The sequence below is a fragment of the Enterococcus sp. AZ191 genome, assembly GCF_051713845.1.
Lineage (GTDB): Bacteria > Bacillota > Bacilli > Lactobacillales > Enterococcaceae > Enterococcus_B > Enterococcus_B durans.
Genome location: NZ_JBIOQS010000001.1, coordinates 2,383,363 through 2,398,794 on the forward strand (window position 1 = coordinate 2,383,363; position 15,432 = coordinate 2,398,794).

Annotated in this window: 18 protein-coding genes; 4 read left to right on the forward strand and 14 right to left on the reverse strand. The window is 36.1% G+C overall.

The genetic code is table 11. The features are described from left to right. Window positions 1-101 precede the first annotated feature (101 nt). From IGI47_RS11545 to IGI47_RS11585, 9 genes are all read right to left on the reverse strand, one after another. Entirely contained in the window at window positions 102-578 is a 477-nt protein-coding gene (locus IGI47_RS11545; protein WP_438784285.1) for a hypothetical protein, read from the reverse strand. Window positions 579-660: 82 nt separating this feature from the next. Further along, complete coding sequence (locus IGI47_RS11550; protein WP_311929595.1) at window positions 661-1,128, reverse strand: hypothetical protein; 468 nt, start codon at window positions 1,126-1,128, stop codon at window positions 661-663. A gap of 131 nt (window positions 1,129-1,259) precedes the next feature. Further along, the gene (locus tag IGI47_RS11555) at window positions 1,260-1,859 is read right to left on the reverse strand and encodes a hypothetical protein (RefSeq protein ID WP_438784286.1); all 600 of its coding nucleotides are present in this window, start codon (window positions 1,857-1,859) and stop codon (window positions 1,260-1,262) included. A gap of 38 nt (window positions 1,860-1,897) precedes the next feature. Beyond that, window positions 1,898-2,029, reverse strand: a complete 132-nt coding sequence (locus IGI47_RS11560; RefSeq protein WP_311929598.1) for an AgrD family cyclic lactone autoinducer peptide — start codon at window positions 2,027-2,029, stop codon at window positions 1,898-1,900. After that, a complete protein-coding gene (locus IGI47_RS11565) occupies window positions 2,008-2,610 on the reverse strand; it encodes an accessory gene regulator B family protein (protein ID WP_311929600.1) in 603 nt (200 codons plus the stop codon). Before IGI47_RS11565 ends, IGI47_RS11560 begins: the two co-directional genes overlap by 22 nt. A 102-nt stretch (window positions 2,611-2,712) precedes the next feature. Then, window positions 2,713-3,453, reverse strand: coding sequence for a LytR/AlgR family response regulator transcription factor (locus IGI47_RS11570; RefSeq protein ID WP_311929601.1), 741 nt, complete (start codon window positions 3,451-3,453; stop codon window positions 2,713-2,715). 17 nt (window positions 3,454-3,470) lie between these two features. After that, the gene (locus IGI47_RS11575) at window positions 3,471-4,091 is read right to left on the reverse strand and encodes a GHKL domain-containing protein (RefSeq protein WP_438784287.1); all 621 of its coding nucleotides are present in this window, start codon (window positions 4,089-4,091) and stop codon (window positions 3,471-3,473) included. Window positions 4,092-4,332: 241 nt separating this feature from the next. Next, window positions 4,333-4,749, reverse strand: a complete 417-nt coding sequence (locus IGI47_RS11580; RefSeq protein ID WP_438784288.1) for a hypothetical protein — start codon at window positions 4,747-4,749, stop codon at window positions 4,333-4,335. A gap of 43 nt (window positions 4,750-4,792) precedes the next feature. After that, the gene (locus tag IGI47_RS11585; RefSeq protein WP_311929607.1) at window positions 4,793-5,662 is read right to left on the reverse strand and encodes a helix-turn-helix domain-containing protein; all 870 of its coding nucleotides are present in this window, start codon (window positions 5,660-5,662) and stop codon (window positions 4,793-4,795) included. Window positions 5,663-5,737: 75 nt separating this feature from the next. Between IGI47_RS11585 and IGI47_RS11590 the strand changes: the two genes are divergently transcribed. From IGI47_RS11590 to IGI47_RS11605, 4 genes are all read left to right on the forward strand, one after another. Beyond that, window positions 5,738-6,088 carry a hypothetical protein gene (locus IGI47_RS11590; RefSeq protein ID WP_438784289.1) on the forward strand — a complete coding sequence of 117 codons (351 nt, stop codon included), beginning with the start codon at window positions 5,738-5,740 and terminating at the stop codon, window positions 6,086-6,088. A gap of 207 nt (window positions 6,089-6,295) precedes the next feature. Further along, window positions 6,296-7,138: a rolling circle replication-associated protein gene (locus tag IGI47_RS11595; protein ID WP_311929611.1), complete on the forward strand. Its 843-nt coding sequence runs from the start codon at window positions 6,296-6,298 to the stop codon at window positions 7,136-7,138. 22 nt (window positions 7,139-7,160) lie between these two features. Then, window positions 7,161-7,436, forward strand: coding sequence for a DNA-binding protein (locus IGI47_RS11600; protein WP_311929613.1), 276 nt, complete (start codon window positions 7,161-7,163; stop codon window positions 7,434-7,436). 94 nt (window positions 7,437-7,530) lie between these two features. After that, on the forward strand, window positions 7,531-8,754 hold the full coding sequence (locus IGI47_RS11605) for a tyrosine-type recombinase/integrase (protein WP_438784290.1): 1,224 nt from the start codon (window positions 7,531-7,533) through the stop codon (window positions 8,752-8,754). Between the two features lie 31 nt (window positions 8,755-8,785). Here the strand turns inward: IGI47_RS11605 and IGI47_RS11610 are convergent, their stop codons facing one another. From IGI47_RS11610 to IGI47_RS11630, 5 genes are all read right to left on the reverse strand, one after another. Next, entirely contained in the window at window positions 8,786-9,049 is a 264-nt protein-coding gene (locus IGI47_RS11610) for a type B 50S ribosomal protein L31 (RefSeq protein WP_005875735.1), read from the reverse strand. Window positions 9,050-9,147: 98 nt separating this feature from the next. Beyond that, window positions 9,148-10,443, reverse strand: coding sequence for a transcription termination factor Rho (rho, locus tag IGI47_RS11615; RefSeq protein ID WP_005875733.1), 1,296 nt, complete (start codon window positions 10,441-10,443; stop codon window positions 9,148-9,150). Continuing rightward, a complete protein-coding gene (locus IGI47_RS11620) occupies window positions 10,440-11,711 on the reverse strand; it encodes a UDP-N-acetylglucosamine 1-carboxyvinyltransferase (RefSeq protein ID WP_438784291.1) in 1,272 nt (423 codons plus the stop codon). Before IGI47_RS11620 ends, rho begins: the two co-directional genes overlap by 4 nt. Before the next feature lie 369 nt (window positions 11,712-12,080). Next, window positions 12,081-12,950 carry a class II fructose-bisphosphate aldolase gene (locus tag IGI47_RS11625; RefSeq protein WP_005875729.1) on the reverse strand — a complete coding sequence of 290 codons (870 nt, stop codon included), beginning with the start codon at window positions 12,948-12,950 and terminating at the stop codon, window positions 12,081-12,083. Window positions 12,951-13,497: 547 nt separating this feature from the next. Then, window positions 13,498-15,108 (reverse strand): CTP synthase, encoded by a 1,611-nt coding sequence (locus tag IGI47_RS11630; RefSeq protein ID WP_311929617.1) that lies wholly within the window; start codon window positions 15,106-15,108, stop codon window positions 13,498-13,500. Window positions 15,109-15,432 lie beyond the last annotated feature (324 nt).

Below are 15,432 nucleotides of genomic sequence, written 5' to 3' on the forward strand. Positions count from 1 at the left end.
AAAGAGTTAACATTCTAATGAAACTCAAATTATTTAAAAACAATGGTGCCACTTACTTGCGAGCCGATTCTTTACTATAACTCTAATACAGATTGTTCATTTTAAAGATTTGTTTTATCATCTGTTATTAACCCGTAAAAATTATTTCCTTTAACATTATAAAAGTTAACAGTAGAAAAATCATCTCCATTAGTTTTAGCAACATGAAAATAAAATTTTCTCTCTGCTTCAATGGTCAACAGGTATCCCCAATTAACTCCGAATACTACCCACTCTTTAATTTCAAATTTCTTAATCTGAGACTTAGAAATTCGAATAACATTTTTATCAAAAGTATTCCTTTTTATATCTACCAATGAAAAACCGCTACCAATTTTTTTAATAATTACTTCGTGTGGAGTAAAAATAAGCAGATTGATTTTTGTGATTAATGCTGTCGTGATTGGCTTGACCGGGATAAGTCCTAAAATTGGAAGAGGATATCTATAACACGTAAAATAATTATCTTGTGAGGTGAATCCTAAATAGTGGATAAAATTCCTTACTTGTTGATTGATCTCGCTGTCTGTAAGCATCATTTATTTCAATCCACCTTACGATATGGAGGATAAGCAGGACTCCCACACAGAAATCCTACTTGTTTATTTCTTTCCATTTATTTCATTTCCTATTTCCTAATTCAAAAAAATTATTCTGAATTAATAAATCTACATTACGGCTATTATTAAGGATACTATTTTCAAAAGTAAAATTGCTATTAGGAATGAAAAAATTATGACTTTTTTTCCCTTCAATCTTTAACCAATATCCAGAAATAGCGTTAGCGAAATACTCCTCTTCAACTACGAGACAAGAAATTTCTTCAGCCTTTATTTTACTACTTTTTCGAGAAGCGACTTTTTCTGATATTCTCATAACAGTTATCCCATTTCCTAACTTTATCAAATACAGTCCTTTTTCTGTGAAAGTAAGTAGATATATCCTTTCAAACAACGAGGTCGCCAGAGCACCTAAAGCCAAATATTTGAAGCATTTTTTTGGGTACTTAATTGCAATACACGAAATATGATTTTCAGAAATATCTAACTCATTGATTAAGTTTTTATACAGCTTGAATTCTTTATCCAATTTCAGAGATCCCCTTCTTCAATCATTTAGCTAATTAAAGTAATTATACAAGGAAATGGGCATTCCTCCAATATGGAATATCCATTAAAGAAAAATAGTACAAATTTTCCAAGCAATCTAACGATTCTAATCTATAGGCAACTAACAGCATTAATCGCTGCTGAAGCTGCTATGGTTACCCAGTTTAGTCTTGCAAAATCTGCAGGTTTTAGATACTGGGCTGCCACTTGCTTCAATAAACTAATAGCAGTGGAATAATTGTGACTTTTCAGAGCATTTACTAACGTTTGTAATCTAGAAGTTCCAGATATATAATCATAAATTATTCCTCCAACTACTGGGATTGAATTTACGGCAACACAGAATAGATAATCACCAATAGGTTTTCTTTGCATATTTGGAGCCACTACATTCTCATAGAAAGACTTTGCAAGTATTCCTTCATCAGTATTTAATTGCATTTTTTGAGTTAAAGCTTCTAAATTAGTGACTTGGTAGGTATGATCCTCAAAATTGAAATGTCCGACATCTTCAAAATAAAATTTCATTTCAGCAATTTCTGATGCAGTTGCTTCAGTACTCATATCATTTGTAATCTGTTGCCTTGCTTGAACACCAGAACTCTCTGATGAAGCAGCTTCAGTAGCGTAAACGTTAACTCCAGCAAATATAAACGAAGCACTAGAAATTAGAACAGCAACAAATACAACAATAACTTTTTTCAAATTCATTTTTTTCACCCTTTCTCATTTAGCTATTCATGACCTTCCTATTTCTTATCCTCTTTTTTCAAAATCTCTGGCTTCTTAGGTTCATAAAATCCCAATTGACATTTAGCGCCGTCTCCAAAAATAAATCCCAACTTTTCAACAACTTTTACTACCGTTCTTGCTTTCTCCATGCTTCTCCTCCTCGGAATATATTATTTGGTATTAGAAATATAATTGCCATCCCCATAGCATAAGCCATTAATGATCCAAATTTAATTGGCAACAAATATGAAATACAAAGTAGAATTAGAAAGGTAATCAAACAAGTGTATTTCAAGAATCTTACTTTTTCTTGATTATCAGTATATGAATTTTCAGTAAATGAAGGTGCAAAGAAATAAATAGCGATTGATCCAAACCCACCCAATATTAGACTAAACAATAATTTTCCTCCCCATTGATTTTGTCCTATCACGTTATCAAGGATGAATGGAAGAACCGAAAATAGAAATACACTTGATAAATTACAAATAATACTAGATTTTGCATGGTACCCAAAACCTGATATTCGCAACAAACAAAATGGAATATAACAAACCAAAGTCTCCTTTAAAGAATAGAGCAATACCGAAACGAGTAAAATCAGAAAAATTTTGGATAAGTTGTAAAACAGAATCGTCCAACCATAAATTATTCGTGCTTTTTCGTAATCAGAATGTTCTTGTTTAGCTAAGCTTTTTTTATAGACCCATACTGCCAATTTTTCTTCCACTAGTACGTCCTCCATGCGAACAATTTAACATGAAGAATGTATCTGTAGTTGATTTTTGCCCAAGAGGTTGAAATTTATGCCTAAGCGTAAAAAACAGCCATCTTAATGATGACTGTCTAACTGGCTTAATAAATTTTTTTGAAAACGATGAGACATGTAACATGTTTCACCATTCATAAGCGTTACTATCCGTTCCTTTGTGTTAACGCTCTTAACGTTCTTGATGTTTACTACGAATGACTTATGGCTTGCAATAAATGTAGGATGCATTTTAACTACATCGGACAGCTTTCCATAAATTTCAAATTGTCGATTTTTTAGGTGAACTTCGACTCGGTGTGACTTGTGTGAACTTTCGAAAAACAGAATCTTACTTACTGGAATTCTTTCAATTTGATTGCCAATCTTTAAGATAACCGTATCTTCTTTTGAACTGTTACTTGAAAAGAACCGTTCAATTGCTTTATCTATACAACTTCTTATTCTGTTTTCTACTATTTCATACTGGTCCTTTTCGATATAATCCATGGTTTCTATTTGATACTGAAATACAAGAGAATATAGTTCCCCATGTGTAGTAATAAAGACAATTTTTGCATTTGGATCAAGAACCTTTATTTTTTCCGCTAGTTCTATACCTGTTACATCTGTTTTTAAATCTACGTCGAGAAAAAACAAATTATCTTCCTCAATGTTCTTTTCAACTTCATTCAAAAGTTGATCAGGGTTTGCCGTGCTCATTTTTAGTATTACTTGTTGATTCTTAAAAAGAATATAATTTTGAATACTCCTAACAAGATGCTCAAGATACTGTTGTTCATCCTCACAAACAAAAATATTCACTGTTGCTCCTCCCCGTTTCACTCATGTAAAATTATTACTTTTTGTGTAAAATATTCAGAGTCGACTTTTGTCTCCAGAAAAACATTATCTGCATCACGCATTAATTCTTGCAGTATCGCTAATCCGCGGCCTCTTCCGGTACCTTTAGTTGAGAAACCGCTCTTTTTTATCTGATGCAACGGCGGAATATTTTCCAAACAAGAATTTCGAACAACAATTGTTAGTGAGTTTCCAATATCAAATATCGCAATTCTGATTTCAGGATTCTTACTCTCATCAGCCCCTTCGATAGCGTTATCCAAAATGATTCCTAATGCACGAATCAACAGCATAACCAAATGATCAGGTATTTCTTTTATTACTTTAGGAACTTCGATGATCGTGTCAATACCTTTCTGTTGAGCGATTAATACTTTATTTACCACTAAACTTTTTAGCTCACTACTTTCAATATTTGAAGCCTTTGATATTTTGAAACTGTCTTTCTCTAAATAAGTAATCGTAGGCATAATAACTTTTCGAAAGTAGTGATCAAGTGACGAATAATCTTTTTCATCTAAATAGCCTTCAATTGATAACAAAATATTTTTATAATCATGTCTAAAATTTCTAATCTCATTATTAGTCAATTCCAACATCTTCATATATTCCGCTAAGCTTTGATATTCTTGCTTTAAGTGCCTATTTTTGACAGATTGTTTAATCAATCCTATTGAAAAAACTGATCCAACGAGTAAAATGCCCGTATACATACTAACAAAGAATAAATTAGTTAATCCATGATCTCCAAATAATATTCTTCGATTATTAGAGCATAATAACTAGTAAGTACTAATAAGCAAAGAATACTAAGAACCCAGCCAATTTCTTTTTGTTGAGTTAAGCGTAACAAAATTTTTTTAATTTTGCTGATAAAAGCAACCCAATAATTAAGTAGCAGATAATGACCGTTCCCAATGTCTGACCCATAGTTAAATGATCATAAATATTTAACTTTGTTAAAACAAAACCCACCATATAATTTAAAAAGATGTACATTCCTAAAGATATTGTCCCAGTAATGACAGCAACAAATTTATCTCGTTCCGAATTAAACGATAGTACCAGTAATAATATGCCAAAAAATACAGAAGAAAGGATACCTATGTTATCAAATAGAACCACGCTTGCGATTATTGCTACTAACAACCACCAGAAATATTTTTTATCAAATCCTCTTCCTAACAACCTCCCGTTTATAAACCCAATCGAGAAGTATTCTATTCCTAAAAATAATAGCTCAAATAGGCGCGCCATACAGACCCCTCGCTTTTTCCTTCCAGAAGCAATTTAAGTTAAACTAATTCGCTTCTCCAAACCAATCTTCCAACTCATCGGTATTCACTTTACTATATAATTTAATCAACACTGGTCGCAATGTCTGGAATGCTTCAATCAGCGCCACTCCGCCAAACCTTTCTGTAAAAACTTTATCTGTTAACTCTACAGATAGATGATTGATCAACTGGCTTGTTTGCTGTTCATCCGATAGGATATTTATCAATTTGCCAATCAGGTAGTGATCTTCAAAATTACTATCAGAGAAAAAATCATACTTTGCAATTTCTATCTTCACTAACCTTAGCATAGTTTCTTTATCTTCATAATTGAGTTCACCTGCTACATCCATGTACTCTATTATGCCATTCGCAATAATAAGAATTGCTTCTTCTTTTTTCGTATCAGATAATTCGTTTGCAAATGGTAAACGATTAATCTCCTCGGATGTCAATTTTTGGATTTCTTCCTTGATAACCCCTTGTTGCAACTCATAAAAATAATCATCAATGAATTCTTCACAAGGATATCCGACTTCATTTTCCCAATCGGAATTTTTAAACTCATCGGTATAGAATTCTTCTTTGATGGCTTTCACGACTTCAGGATGTTCTTGAACAATCGCTGCCTGTCCTTTCAATCGCAAGTAGTCTGCGATATATTCTTCAATGTCCCCAAAATAAAACCAACCTACAGGTTTTCCACTGATACTGGATAACTGATTAATGACACTTTCAGGGGCTAACGCATACCCTTGAACATAAGAACTGATCGTTGGCTTCTTTAAACCTAATCGATTTCCTAATTCTGTAAAAGAGAGATTCATTCCCTCTTTGATTTCCTTGATCCTTTGTCCTACCTTCACTTTATCAGGTTGCACTAAACCAAACATATTCTGCTTCCTCCCTGTCATTTTTTTCTATTATATCACTCGTATAAAATTTCGTATATGATAAGGAGGGCTATTATGCCAATTAAAATCAACGATCTCATATTACCAAAAGAAAAACTCGAAAAGGAATACAAAGTCGTTAATGTCACCCGCTGGCAAAAGGATGGTGAAATTCTAGGTTGGAGCTATGAAAGCCTCCTACCCAAACTTCGCTACGAAAAAATCAGCGTGAAAGTCAAGTCGGAAAATCCAGTCATTGCAAAAGAAGAATTGGATCAACAGGGATTAGCTGTTATAACCTTTTCGAATTTAGTCATTAGTCCGTGGGGGCGTGTGAATGGTCAATTTATCAGCTATGGCTTATCTGCTACGGCAAACGCTGCGACACTTGTATCTAAAAAACAAGGAACTAGTTCTGGAAACTAATTCCCCTATGTGTTTGTTGGGTGGTTAGGAAAGGAACGGCGGGGCAACGCCCACAGAGCCGTTCCTTTCCGTCAAGACCGCCCAATAAATACATAGGCTGGAAGGACTGCGAAGCAGAACTTCCCACTTAACTTGATCTATAGAACAACATCAGGAGAAAAATGATGGCTCTTTGACAACTGAATACGAAACAAGGAGTGATGATTTTTGAAAGCTTATAATCAAAAAATCATTGAAACTCCCACGTACCTTGAAATCTATGATTATGAAGCAATCATTACTCCAAAACGTAAAACAATAGAAAATCAAGTGAATCCAGAAAGAAAACAACAATTAGCTTGGCTTTATGACGATGATACTACTATTGAAAACAGAAAAAACTATGATGAACTATCTGCACAAGGACAATATGACAGTTTAAAACGCAAACAGAAGTATTATCAAAATATGCGATTTGAAATTGCCCGACTCGTGGATATGAACTTTGACAATCAGACAAAATTTTTAACCCTCACTTTCAGAAAAAATATTCAAGACATTGCCTATGCGAATAATGAATTCAAAAAATTTATCAAACGACTAAATTACGAACTCTATCATACAAAAAAAGCAAAACTAAAGTATCTCGCCACGTGGGAAAAACAGGAACGAGGTGCGATCCACTATCACATTATCTTATTTGACTTCCCTTTCATCCCCGTCAATCGCTTTACTACAATCTGGGGACATGGATTTATCAAAATCAACAAGATTGATGTGGATAGTATCGAAAATCGCGGACGCTATATCAGCAAGTATTTCGATAAGGACTTGGATATGAAAGAGCATAAGAAAAAAGCATTCTTCAAATCTCGCAATCTCAAAGTGCCTTGGGTCACAAAGCAGCTCGTGGATTATCCCTTTGATGCCACAAATCAAGACGTGCTTTATACCAATGAGTATCTCGTAAGACGTCCGATTTTTTACAGTGCTATAAATGAGTCTGGAACTCCTGAACAAGTGATGGATTTTCAAGAAAGCACTGTTCGCTATACAAAAATAAAAAAATGAATCCCGAAAGTAGGAAAAAAATATGACTGTTAATGTACCGATTGAATTGAATCAAGAAATAATCGAAGAGCTTGTTCAATTAACCAAGCAAAGGATTGAGGAAGAAAACGCACAACAACCAAAAATAAACGAATTGCCTCCCTACCCAACGAGGAAACAATTAAAACAACAACTAAAGATTGGCGATACTCGCCTCAATAATTGGATTGACCATGGTTTAAAAATCATTCCTTTTGGTAAAGAAACCCGATTTGACCGTGAGGATGTAAAACAGTTTTTAGATAGTCTAAAAATCTAACCTTGACTTCCTAGTAGTTGCTGTCTATGATACCGATAAGAAAGGAGTACCCCTTCTCTTTGATATACTGGCGAGTGAATCAAAGGAGACAATTATGATCAAAAAATATCAAAAGAAAAATGGCACAATCGCCTATATGTTCAAAGCATATCTTGGCATTGATCCTGTTACAGAAAAAAAGAAATACACCACCAAACGTGGTTTTAAATCAGCGCAAGAAGCGAAAAAAGCTTACAATCGCTTGATGGTACAAGTAGAGGAAAATGATGTGGTGACGGACTCACAACGCCTTTTTTCAGAATTGGCAGATGAGTGGTTTGAACAATATAAAAATACGGTTCGTGAAAGCACCTATGTCGCCCAAAAATTGGCTTACAAAAAACATATCTTTCCTTTTTTTGGTAATTTGAAAATCTCAAAAATTTCAATTCCTTATTGTCAAAAACAGGTAAATCACTGGTATAGCTATTACAAAAAATACTCAAACTTGATTGGTTTAACATCATCCGTTTTCAAGTATGCCTTGAGTTTACGGCTCATTCGAAATAATCCCATGGATGCTGTTATTCGTCCTAAACGCAAGAAACGTATTGACGAAGAGCGATATTCTGCACCTTACTATGAAAAGGAAGAACTATTAGAATTCCTTGAAATTGCCAAAAACTATCCTGATCCGATTTATCCAATTTTCCGGATTTTGGCTTTTACAGGATTACGAAAAGGTGAACTGTTAGCCTTACGCTGGAAAGATATTGACTTTGAGAAAAGTACACTCTCTGTTAAACAAACTTTAGCCACTTGTGATAAGTGGGAAATCAAATTTCAAGTTCCCAAAACAGAAAAGAGCCTTCGAACAATCTCGATAGACTCTGAAACATTGCAAGTAATCAAACGCTGGCAATTGAAGCAAAAAGAATATTTTCTAAAAATGGGAATCAAGCCTACAAAAGATGGTGAACAACTTTTGTTTTCATCAGAGGAGAATAAACCACTTTATTTAGACTATGTAAATCACAATTTAAAATTTATCATCAAGCAACACAATTTGAAACGAATCACACCTCATGGTTTTCGCCACACTCATTGTAGTTTGCTTTTTGAATCAGGCGCTTCGATTAAAGAAGTTCAAGTTCGTCTCGGACACACCGATATTAAAACAACGATGGATATTTACACCCATGTGACGAAACGACAAACAGAGGAAACAGCGAATCGCTTTGCGGATTTTATGAGTTCTATAGAAGAAAATAATGGGCATTTCCAGAAGGTCAAAAGTATGGTCAAAAGCGAAAAAAGGCAGACTACATCCATAACGTAGTCTGCCAAACGTTGATATATCAGCGTTTTTATTACTCTGCAGCGTTTGCGTCTTTGAGACCGTATTTTTTGTTGAAACGGTCCACACGTCCGTCTGCTTGTGTGAATTTTTGACGTCCAGTATAGAATGGATGTGAGTCAGAAGTTACTTCGACACGGATGACTGGGTATGTATTACCGTCTTCCCATTCAACTGTTTCTTGTGAAGATTTTGTTGATCCTGACAAGAATTTGAAACCAGTTGTTGAATCCATGAACACTACTGGATGGTAATCTGGATGGATGTTTTCTTTCATGCTTTTTTCGCTCCTTTGCCCTGACCCATTTGCTGAATCAGAGTTGATTTGTCGATATACAACAGTAACATCTTAACATGTTTCTTATAAGGTTGCAATTATCTTTTTAGATTTCTTGTTTGATTTTTTTTACTAAAAGATACATCTTGAAATTCTTTGAAGAATTGCTGATTATTCTTAGTTTTTCGTAAAAAACGAATCAATTGTTCTGTGTATTCTAAAGAATCACCTGTCATATTTTTTCGAAGTTTCCAGATTTCTTCTAGTTGTTCGCTTGGCATCAATAGTTCTTCTTTACGAGTACCAGATTTCTTGATGTCGATGGCTGGGAAGATCCGGCGTTCCGACAAGTCACGAGAAAGTTGCAATTCTAAGTTACCTGTTCCTTTGAATTCTTCATAGATGACATCGTCCATACGACTACCGGTATCCACTAATGCGGTTGCTAGAATCGTCAGGCTGCCACCTTCTTCGATGTTTCTAGCTGCGCCAAAGAATTTCTTTGGTTTGTATAACGCTGCTGGGTCGATCCCACCGCTTAGTGTACGGCCACTAGGAGGTACGACTAAATTGTAGGCACGAGCCAAACGCGTGATACTATCCATCAAGATGACCACATCGCGCTTGTCTTCTACTAGACGCATCGCACGTTCTAAGACTAATTCTGAAACCCTTGTATGATTTTGTGGCTGCAAGTCAAATGTGGAAGAGACAACATCTCCTTTGACACTGCGTTCTAAATCCGTCACTTCTTCTGGTCGTTCATCGATCAATAGAACGATCAATTCGACTTCTGGATGGTTTTCTGTAATCCCATTAGCAATTTCCTTTAAGACGGATGTTTTTCCAGCTTTTGGAGGAGCTACGATCAGTCCACGTTGACCGAACCCTACTGGAGAAAATATATCGATCATTCTGGTAGAAAGGCGTTGTGGCGTTGTTTCTAATCGAAGTTGTTCTTGTGGATAAAGAGGTGTCAGCGCTGGAAAATGAGGCCGTTCTTTTGCTTCTTCCGGATCTTTTCCATTAACGCTTTCAACGTGCATCAATCCATAATAACGTTCAGATTCTTTTGGCGGACGTGCTTTACCAGCAACTTTATCCCCATTTCGCAAGCTGAATCGTCTGATCTGTGAGGCAGAGATATAGATATCTTCTACACTCGGTCCATAATTGATGGGACGCAAGAATCCATACCCATCTTGACCGACGATATCTAATATCCCTTCCATGTAATAAAATCCTTGCTCTTCTGCTTGTGCACGAATAACTGCTAAGGATAACTCCTTTTTGTTCATCTTACTATAATAAGGAATTTTAAATTCTTTTGCGTAATTATATACTTCTTTCAGCGTCTTATTTTCGAGCTCTGCCATCGTTAAATAATCACTCATTCAGCTTCCACTTCCTCCACCATTTGAATTTCAGCACCTAATGCTGTCAATTTTTCAATTATATGATCATATCCACGTAAAATATACTCTACGTTATAAATCGTTGTTGTTCCTTCAGCAAGTAAACCTGCAATGACTAAACATGCACCTGCTCGAAGGTCAGAAGCAACTACTTCAGCACCGTGCAATTTATTTGGTCCATTTGTAATGATCAAATTTCCTTCAACGGAGATATCAGCGCCCATTCGAGCTAACTCCGGCACATGATTTACTCGTTTTGCGTAAATGGTATCTGTGATTTCAGATGTCCCTTTTGTCATTAATAAGAGTGGCGTAAGTGGTTGTTGCAGATCCGTAGCAAATCCAGGATAAGGATAGGTCATGATGTTGGCTGCTTCCAAGTTTTTCGATGGAAAGACTTCGATCTCATCTTCACTGATCGTCATATTCACACCGATTTCCTGAAGTTTTGCAATAAAACTTTCTAAATGTTCATAGATGACGTTTTTGACTTTGATCCCGTTGCCGGCCACTGCTGCTAGGGCAAGATAGGTGCCCGCTTCGATCCGATCAGGAATCATAAAATGACGACACCCATGAAGTTGTTCCACTCCTTCGATCCGAATCACGTCGGTTCCTGCACCGCGGACTTTTGCGCCCATATTATTCAGTAGAGTTGCGACATCGATGATTTCTGGTTCACGTGCAGCATTTTCGATCACTGTTTGACCCTTTGCTTTAACTGCTGCAAGCATCACGTTGATCGTAGCTCCGACTGATACAACATCCATAAAGATGCGATTGCCTTTTAATGACTGTTTATCTGTTCGTAAATACATCGTACCATGCTCATTACTAACTGAGGCACCTAAAGCTTCAAATCCTTTTACGTGTAGATCGATTGGCCGAGGACCTAAATAGCAGCCACCAGGAAGACCTACGACTGCTTCCCCAAACTTCCCGAGCAATGTACCCATAAAATAGTAAGAAGCGCGTAAACTATTGATTTTCCCACTTGGCATGGGTACTGAAACGATTTCTCGGGGATCGATTTCTAAAACATTTTGTGAAAAATGGACTTTTGCGCCCATGATCTCTAAAATCTCGATTAACGAATGAACATCTTGAATATCAGGTACACCTTCTAGAATAACTGGAGAATCTGCTAAAATAGCTGCTGGAATCAACGCAACTGCGCTATTTTTTGCACCACTGATCGTTACTTCACCAGTTAGTGGGCGATTTCCATTGATTATGATTTTTTTCATTGATTTCCACCTTGTAATTGTTCAAATTTATTGCATATGCTTGTATTTTATCATAGATGAAAAAAAGAAACGAGTTTCGTTGATTTGATTTAACAAAAGAGTGTAAATTTATGAGTGTGGGACAAAAGTAAGAAAAATTTTTGTCTCATTCTTTAAAAACGAATAAACGGTGGGAGCAGAAGCAACTCCTTCTTAAATAAGCCGAAATTCACAAAAATTTGAACAGCAATTTTCGTTAATTTCTTCTTATTTCTCGAAGTTAAAGACTTCTGTCCCAGCCTCTCCTAGTTACTCATTTGATTCATTCTCCAAAACAAAAAACCGCAAAACGGGAAACCCCATTTTGCGGTATTCTTAATTTTTTTGAAATTAAGCTTTGTTAGCTGAACCGAACCAGTCGATATGAGCTTCTGCATCTTTGATGATTGCAGCTTTACCTGGTGCTAATAATTTACGAGGGTCAAAGCCTTTACCTTCGCGGTCTTTACCAGCTTCGATATATTCACGAGTAGCAGCAGCAAATGATAATTGGAATTCAGTGTTAACATTTACTTTTGAGATACCCATTGAGATAGCTTTTTCGATTTGGTCTTGAGGAATACCTGATCCGCCATGTAATACTAAAGGCATATCTGGACCTACAGCATCAGCAATTGCTTGTAAATGATCAAATGCTAATCCTTTCCAGTTTTCAGGATATTGTCCGTGGATGTTACCGATACCGCATGCTAAGTAATCGATACCTGTAGCAACCATTTGTTTACATTCTTCGATATCTGCTAATTCGCCGTTACCGATGATTCCATCTTCTTCGCCACCGATTGAACCAACTTCACATTCTACAGAGATTCCTTTTGCATGTGCTTTTTCAACAACGTCTTTAGCTAATTTCAAGTTTTCTTCAAATGGTAGATGAGAACCGTCGAACATAACTGAAGTATAACCTAATTCGATACATTCTAAAGCAGCTTCGTAGTCACCATGGTCTAAGTGGATTGCAACTGGAACAGTGATGTTCATTGTTTCAACTAAATCAGTGATCAAATCTTTACAGATTTTGTAACCACCCATGTATTTAGCTGCACCCATTGAAGTTTGGATAAGTACTGGTGCTTGTTTAGCTTCAGCTGCTTCAAGGATTGCTTGAGTCCATTCTAAGTTGTTTGTGTTGAATCCGCCGACAGCGTAACCGCCTTTACGAGCAGCTTTTAAAAATTCAGCTCCTGATACTACTGGCATAATAAATTCCTCCTAATTTTTGTAAAACTAAATTTGTTAAGACTATTCTTAACCAACGAACCTATTTTACCAAACATTTCGGTAGTTTTCTACTAAAATCACCGAAAATGAAAATTTTCAAGAAGCTTTTTGTAAAAATAAGACTTCTACTCGTTATAAATGTGAAAAACTGGTTTAGCCATCCACTTTTTTGAGGCAATCAATAACAAAATATAAAAAGGGCGGAACAGAAGTATTTTACTTCGATAAATAAACAAAAATTCACGAAATTTACTTTTTAAAATTTTTATGAATTCCGGCTTATTTGTGAAGAAGTTGCTTCTGATCCCACCTCTTGTTCATATGTAGAACGAATGTGGGACAAATCTAAAGAACAGTTTTGCTGCAGACTTTAATTTCGAATTGATGGTGTCCGAAAGTCAGTTTTTTCGGAAATAAAAAAAAAACGAACAATACAAAAAACGTATTGTTCGTTTTTCTCTCCAATTTCTCAAAATTAAACGACTTTTGTCTTGACCTCGTTCATTACGCTTTCTAAAAAGCTTTGTTATTTTCCTTCACGTTCAGATAACGCAGCGCCAACAAATGCTTTGATCAGTTTTTGCGGACGGTTTGGACGAGAAATCAATTCTGGATGGAATTGGCAACCCACAAAGAATTTTTTATCTGTCAATTCTACGATTTCAACCAAACGATTGTCTGGTGATACCCCTGAGAATACCAAGCCGTTTTCTTCGAATAATTGACGATATTTATTGTTGAATTCATAACGATGACGGTGACGTTCTTGAACAACATCTTCTCCATCATAGGCTGTCGCTGTTGTCGTTCCTTTTTTGATCTTGCATGGGTAAAGGCCTAAACGTAGTGTTCCACCAAGGTTTTCGATATTTTCTTGGTCTGCCATCAAGTCAATGATGTTATTAGCTGTATCCGGATTTGTTTCAGCAGAGGCTGCATCTTCTAACCCAACTACATTACGGGCAAATTCCACACATGCCATTTGCATTCCTAAGCAGATACCTAAAAATGGCACATCATTTTCACGGGCATAGCGGATAGCTTCGATCTTACCTTCAAGACCGCGATCGCCAAATCCGCCAGGAACTAGGATTCCATCAGCATCTTTCAAACGTTCCTCTACATTTTCTCTTGTTAGATCTTGTGATTTGATCCATTCCAATTCGATATCAGCATCAAATGCAAAGCCAGAATGCTTTAATGCTTCCACTACAGAAATATAAGCATCTGGAAGTTCAACATATTTTCCTACCAATGCAATGCGAACTTTTTTCTTTAAATTCAATACTTTTTCTTCTAATTTTTTCCACTCTGTCATATCTGCTTCTGGTGTGTCTAATTTCAAATATTCACAGACGATCCGATCCATACCTTGCTTTTGTAAAAGCAACGGGATTGAATAAAGTGTATCCACATCTGGAGATTCAATGACTGCTTCTGGTTCGACATCACAAAATTGTGCCAATTTATTTTTCACGTTTTGTGAAACTGGTTGTTCTGTACGTACAACTAAGATATTTGGTTGGATACCTAGACCACGAAGTTCTTTTACACTGTGTTGTGTAGGTTTTGTCTTCATTTCGCCGGCAGCTTTTAAGTAAGGAATAAGGGTTGTATGGACGTACATTACGTTGTCCGCACCCACATCTGCTTTCATTTGACGTAGAGCTTCTAAGAATGGTAGAGATTCGATATCGCCAACGGTCCCACCTACTTCAGTGATAATGACATCTGAATCCGTCATTTTTGCTGCGCGCATGATTTTTTCTTTGATCTCATTCGTGATATGTGGAATAACCTGTACTGTTGCTCCAAGGTATTCCCCTTTACGCTCTTTACGAAGTACTTCAGAATAAATTTTTCCTGTGGTAACATTGGAGTATTTGTTCAAATTGATATCGATAAAACGTTCATAGTGACCCAAGTCCAAGTCAGTTTCTGCTCCATCATCTGTTACGAATACTTCCCCATGTTGATATGGGCTCATTGTCCCTGGGTCCACGTTGATGTATGGATCAAATTTTTGGATAGTTACCTTTAAGCCACGATTTTTCAACAAACGACCTAATGAAGCCGCAACGATTCCTTTACCAATCGATGAAACTACGCCGCCCGTTACAAAAATGTATTTTGTCATAAGTTCAAAAACTCCTTCTTGTTTTATCTGCAGGAAAAGTCTCAGAAAATAAACAAAGCTCCCTATTCTAACTAGAATAGGGAGCCAAAATTTCTGCAAACTTCTGACCCTTTAAAAGGGTGCCCAAGGTGTATGATACATTCAGAATTATTGAAAGTCAAGTACTCATTTCCATTCAATACGTTTTCATTTTGATCTTATTTTTTCTAACGATTTCTGTGAAGTCACTTCTCCAAATCCACTTTTCAAAAGATAACCTCAAAAAACGAGTAAAATAGGAAAGAAAGAAGCGTCAGTTTTACCTTACGCTTCTTTCTTTCCTGT